The 3,722-nt window shown below is 22.3% G+C and carries 4 protein-coding genes; all 4 read right to left on the bottom strand.

From position 1 onward, the window contains the following. The coding region (locus tag Q0V09_RS09005) for a hypothetical protein (protein ID WP_297488705.1) at positions 1–1,868 on the bottom strand (1,868 nt) is incomplete at its 3' end. Further along, complete coding sequence (locus Q0V09_RS09000; protein WP_297406674.1) at positions 1,868–2,251, bottom strand: hypothetical protein; 384 nt, start codon at positions 2,249–2,251, stop codon at positions 1,868–1,870. The genes Q0V09_RS09000 and Q0V09_RS09005, both read right to left, overlap by 1 nt. A gap of 50 nt (positions 2,252–2,301) precedes the next feature. Further along, on the bottom strand, positions 2,302–2,769 hold the full coding sequence (locus Q0V09_RS08995; protein ID WP_297488702.1) for a hypothetical protein: 468 nt from the start codon (positions 2,767–2,769) through the stop codon (positions 2,302–2,304). 20 nt (positions 2,770–2,789) lie between these two features. Further along, on the bottom strand, positions 2,790–3,497 hold the full coding sequence (locus tag Q0V09_RS08990) for a fimbria/pilus periplasmic chaperone (protein ID WP_297406670.1): 708 nt from the start codon (positions 3,495–3,497) through the stop codon (positions 2,790–2,792). Positions 3,498–3,722 lie beyond the last annotated feature (225 nt).

Raw genomic sequence — 3,722 nt, 5'->3', positions numbered from 1 at the left:
AAACTTAATTTTGCACTGGTTACTGGAATATTCAGCTTATCTAAATATACATTTCCATTTATTTCAGCTCTAAAGTGATCTCTTTCTTTACTTGAATAATTTAGATTTAAAGAGATATCTAAATACTTTTGATTTATATAACTTAAATCTCTTTTGCTCAATCTAAGAGAATATTTATTATCTTTAAATTTAAAACTATTGGTATATTCATTTGTTATATAGCTTGATAAAGATATTTTTTCAAAACAATTTACTCCTAATAAACAACTAATTATATGTCTATTTTTTTCTAAATCTTTCAAATGTTTTAAAAAAGAATATGAAACTCCTGTTGAATAGTAGTTTTTATTATAAGATATCCCAGTTGAATATGTTCTACAATTATCTCCCTTATAATTTTCAACTTCATATGATAAACCTAATATAAATTTATCCAAATTAGTTTTTAAATTAACTTTATAATACTCATTTTTATTTTGTTCTAAGGATATTCTTTTTCCATACTTTTCTCCTATAACATCTAATTGTATATTAGATAATTTTTGTTGAAATTCCCAATTTAAAGTTCCATCTTCACTTTCTACACTTTGAAACCAGTTTAATTTTAAAAAAACTGGAAATTTTATAGGAGGGCTACTATAATAAGTTCCAAAAGAAAAATCTTTATACTCTTTATATTTATATCTATTTTGCAAGTTGTAATAACCTATCTCACCTGTTATATTTTTATAAATACCATATTTTAATATTCCAATTAAATTTTCTTTTTTTTCTTTCTTTCCATGTCCTCTTTGAATAGAATATGTCCAATCACCTTTTTTTAAAATTTTATTATTCATTAAAATTGATAAATCTTTTTGAATATATTCACCTAAAGAGTTATATATTCTAATAAAGTAACTATCTGTTAAAGAAACTAACTGAACATTATTAAAAGAGTATCTTGAATTTATAACTTCTTGATAATCAATAAGAATTCCATTTCTATATAATTCAACAATACTTCCTGATGGAGCTTCCCCTTCAATTTCATTCATATCCTTTTGATTTATTGAATATCTACTTGAAGAGTTTAATAAACTAATACCACTAACATTATTTTCAGTACTATAAATTTTAGGAGTTCTTAAATAAAAATCACCTAATATTAAATCCTTATTATTAAATATATTATTATAAGTTAGTGATATATTTTTAAAAGTATTTTCATTTTTTTTATTACATTCATCTAATAGATTATAAATTCCTTGAAATTCACCATATAATAGTTGTGTAGAATATTTCATATTTAATACTTTATTTTCACCTTTGCTTAAATTAAATTTTAAATATTCTAACTGTATTATCCCAGAAGATATGATTTTTTTATTTGTTATAATACTCAAATTTTCTTCATCTCTTCCAAAAGCTTTAAATATATTATTTCTCTTATCTAACTGTTCATTTCTTATATCTAAAGGAGTTTTAAAATTTAAAATTATTGTAATTATTAACATATCTAAATTAAACTTTACTAATTTAATTGGAACAATCTCTTTTAAATACTTAACATCTATATATATATCATCTTCATATATAAATGAATAATTTTTATTAAATATCCAATTAACTTCCTTTCCATTTGGAAGTAATCCAGAAACTTTTTTATCTTTTATATTAATAACTATTCTATTTAATTCTATTATATAAAAAAAATCTCGTAATGATATATATCCTTTTTCTTTTATTTCATCTATATATAGTGGAAAAAAATTCTCCCTTATATTATTAATCTTAATATCCATATTTCCATCAACTAAATTTTCAGGAATTGAAGATGAAAATATTTTAATTATTACAAATATATATATTAATAAATACTTAATCATTACTCATACTCTATTATAAATGGAGTTTGTATTCTAGTTTTTATTTTTTCAAATTTATTACTTTCATCTATATTTAAATTTCCTTTTATTTCCAAATCAATCTCTCCATTTTTATCTAATACTAACTCTTTTGTTGTTAATAAAATTATATTTGATAAAAATAAACTGTTTTTAACTATATATATTTCACTCAAATGTAATTTTATTTTTTTATATGGTTCTCCATGAATATTTAAAATTAGATTATCTATTGGTTCTATTATTTTTTTATAATTCGATTTAATTATTTTTCCAAAATTAAGTCCCTGTTTCTCTCTTACTATTAACGGTTCTATTCCATATAACAATGAATTTAATAACAAAAATAGCATTAATTTTTTCATTAAAACTCTCCCTATTTAAAAGGAGGATTTCTCCTCCTATATTTAAACTTTTATGCTGATACTATTGCTGATTTAAATTCAGACACATCTGTATAAGTTGCTGTAACTGTTAATGTTTCATTTAATGCTGTTGAATCCGTTGGTGTATATACTAAATGCATTATTTTTTTATTATCTGCTGAAGATAAAGCAAACTCTTCTATTTCTGTTACTGCTACATCTTTAACAGTCCCTGTCGTTGCTATCTTTACTTTAAAACCTTCCTCTCCTTTTACCAATAATGGAATATCTGCTGATGAACTTCTTCCTATTAAAACTGTTCCAAAGTCTACTGTTTTTGTTGTTGATGTTAATTCAATTGCAGTTGCTACTTTTCCCACTAGTTGAATAGTTTTTTCTGCTTTTAGTATTCCACCCTCTTTTGTAATTACTCCATTAACTGTCTCTGATGATGATTCTGCTCCTAAAAGTGCTGTTGATACCATTAATACTGATGCTAATAATAAAAATTTTTTCATTTGTCCTCCAAATTTTTTATTTACTTTAACTTTATATTTTGCTTATAAAGTTGCTGTCCTTTTACTGTTAATTCTATCTCTAATACTTCTCCTAAAGTCTCTTTTAATACTTTTCTTACTTGAATTTCTGCATCTTTTCCTATTCTTCCACAATTTATCTCTTCTTTATTTAAACTTTTCCCTAAATAGTTTAAATAATTTAATTTAACTTTCAGCTTTATACTTTTATTACTATTATTTTTTATATCTATTTTTAACTCTTGATTTTCTATTTTTATATCTAAAATATCCACTTTATAATTTTCTTTTCCTTTAAATCCATATACAGTTAATCCATGTCTTCCTGCTAATGTTAAAGTACCTGTTCCTTTGATTACTGTTGGAATCTCCTCTATATATAAAATACCTTTATACTCTCCATCTTTTGCACTTTTAGGAATTCGTACAGTAAACTTTACTCTTCTTTCTCCTTTAGGTTTTAATGTCATCATTCTTGGATAAACTCTTAGCCATTGTCCTAAATTTTCATTTTCTTTAATTGATTTCTCTTTTCCACTATAAACTTTTACTTTTACTACTTCTTTAGAATTATTTATAACAATTACTTCCTCTGTTGTTGGCCTATTTAAAGAAATATCAAAAATTCCAGGAGCTACTCCTGTATTAAAAAAACTAAAACTATTAATGGCTATAAATAAAAATAAAAATATATTTATCAATCTTCTCATTTGTCCTCCAAATTATGTGAATTTTTGCACAAGCTTTTACATTATTGTACACTTAAAAAAATGTTCAAGTTTTTTTTGTTTTAAAAATATATTTTAATGATTATTTTATGAATTTTATTTAATAAAATAACACAATTATTTTTAGATATTTTATTTTTTTTATGAGTGAACTAAATAAAATATATTGACATAAAGTTGACATAATAAAATTTAAATTATATAATA

Origin of the sequence: uncultured Cetobacterium sp. (assembly GCF_947039425.1) — a bacterium.
GTDB lineage: Bacteria > Fusobacteriota > Fusobacteriia > Fusobacteriales > Fusobacteriaceae > Cetobacterium_A.
The sequence above is the reverse complement of the archived record's forward strand: the minus strand, read 5'-3'. Positions and strand labels throughout refer to the sequence as shown.